The 2,055-nt window shown below is 41.9% G+C and carries 1 protein-coding gene; it reads left to right on the forward strand.

The genetic code is table 11. The annotated features are described in order from the left end of the window. A partial coding sequence (locus VB081_RS01120) for a hypothetical protein (RefSeq protein ID WP_323399029.1) occupies positions 1-2,055 on the forward strand: 2,055 nt, incomplete at both ends.

A 2,055-nucleotide genomic window follows, 5' to 3' on the forward strand; every position in this document is an offset into this window, starting at 1 on the left:
GATGGGAGATAGGCCGTTTTATGAAGCCTATTTTACAAACAGCCTAAACAACCAAATGAAGCTTGCCAAAGTTTCCGAGCCAACAGCGAGCATGGTTGAGATTGCGACTATGGATGCATTAGAAAACACCTATCAAGACAATAACGGATATACAAAATTTGTAAACACTGTTAGAAAAGGGTTAAACTTTGGCAAAGATTTTGGATTCGGGGATATAGTTATACCTTTTGCAAAAACACCCGCAAACCTGACAAAGGCACTAGTGGAGTTTTCGCCTGTGGGTTTAGTCAAGTCTCTTTCAGCTGATGCAATTAAATTTAACCGAGCGGTGGACAACGGAACGGTTACGCCTCAAATGCAAAGAAAATTCGTAAACAACATCGGAAAAGGTGTTGCGGGCACACTGTCAATGTTGGTTGGTGCATTCTTGGCAAATGCAGGGTTCATTTCTGGTGCTGGAGATGACGACAAGGACGCAGCGAATTTCCAAAAAAATGTACTTGGAATACAGCCCTACAGTGTTGTACTAAACGGAAAATCATACTCATATGATTGGGCTGCGCCTATCGGACCTCAATTTGCTATTGCTGCTGATATTGTACAAAATATCAAAAGTGGAAAGGAAGGAAACTTTGGGCTAGATGTTCTTGGAGGAACTGCAAACTCTATCCTGAATGCGTTTCAGACTGGCGGCGGAGTTCTTTTTGAGCAATCCTTCTTAAGAGGAATCCAAGGTTTTTTCAAAGAGGATAACTTAATGCAGGCCGTTGTTAATACGGGATTATCCGTACTGGGTCAATATGTACCATCGCTATCAAATCAAATTGCACAACTAACAGATCCGGTGCAGCGCAATTCGTACGCGTATAATAATTCCTTGCAAACAGGTATAAACAAAGCCGCAGCGCGAATCCCCGGACTTTCTCAAACACTAGAGCCTGTAGTAGATGTGTATGGGCGCGAGGTGCAGAGATACGGTGGAGAAAACAGTGTATTTAATGTTATGTTAAACCCTGCAAATGTAATTGCTGAAAACAGCACTCCCGCGGCAGAGGAAGTATGGAGACTGTACCAAGAAACAGGTAACAATTCAGTATTCCCAAGTGTTGCGCCGTACTATGTAAAATACCAGTCAGAAAAATACGACATGACACCATCGGAGCGCACACAATACCAAAAAACTATGGGGCAGAGCACAGCAAAGATATTTGATGATGCACTTAACCACCCAGCATATGCAGACCTTGACGATGGTCAAAAGGCGCAAATTGCTCAAACGGTTAATGAATACTCAAAGGAGCTTGCCAAAAATGAGCTTTTAACAAGCAGAGGAGTGAAAGATGAAGCAGGAAATCTATATTCTTCTGATAAATGGATAGTTGAGGCGAACGAAAGCAAAAACACCGCTGAATACATCATGCTTAAAACCCTTACAGCAGGCATAGAAAACGAAAAAGATTCAGGAGGTAAGACGGTTCAAGATACCGCTTCCCTTAAGAAAAAAGATATTATAGACAGCCTTGCAAGAGAAGGAAATACAAGCCAGTACTACGATAGTTTTGGTGTAAATAAGGGCGTTAAAAGCGGTAATGTTACATGGGATAAGGTGGAAAAAGGACAAAGTGGTTCAGGAACAACAATAATAGCTGAAGCGAAGGGATATGATGTAGGGAACATAAAGACAAAAACGCTTGAACAAATTGCTAACTATGGTATCAGTAAAGAAGATTACGCGTATGTTAAAGACAGACTGGCAGGGCATGACGATAAGGTGAAGTATCTCCAAGATTCAGGCTTTAAAGGCGAGCAACTTACGGGCATGGTTGCAATGACCGTTATGGGTGATACGGCAAAAGACAAAATGACCGTCGCTCAAGAAGATATGAATATCCCGAACGATGTATATGTTAATACATATATTACGGGTTATTCCTCTGTCGGATCAAAGGCTGAGCGGAACAAACAGATACGCGAGTATGTTGACGGTCTGCCGAACCTAACGCAAGAACAAAAAGATGCTCTTTATAACTGGAACAAGGTATCTAGGGGCAAATC

Source organism: Christensenella sp., from assembly GCF_034927525.1.
Taxonomy (GTDB): domain Bacteria; phylum Bacillota; class Clostridia; order Christensenellales; family Christensenellaceae; genus Christensenella.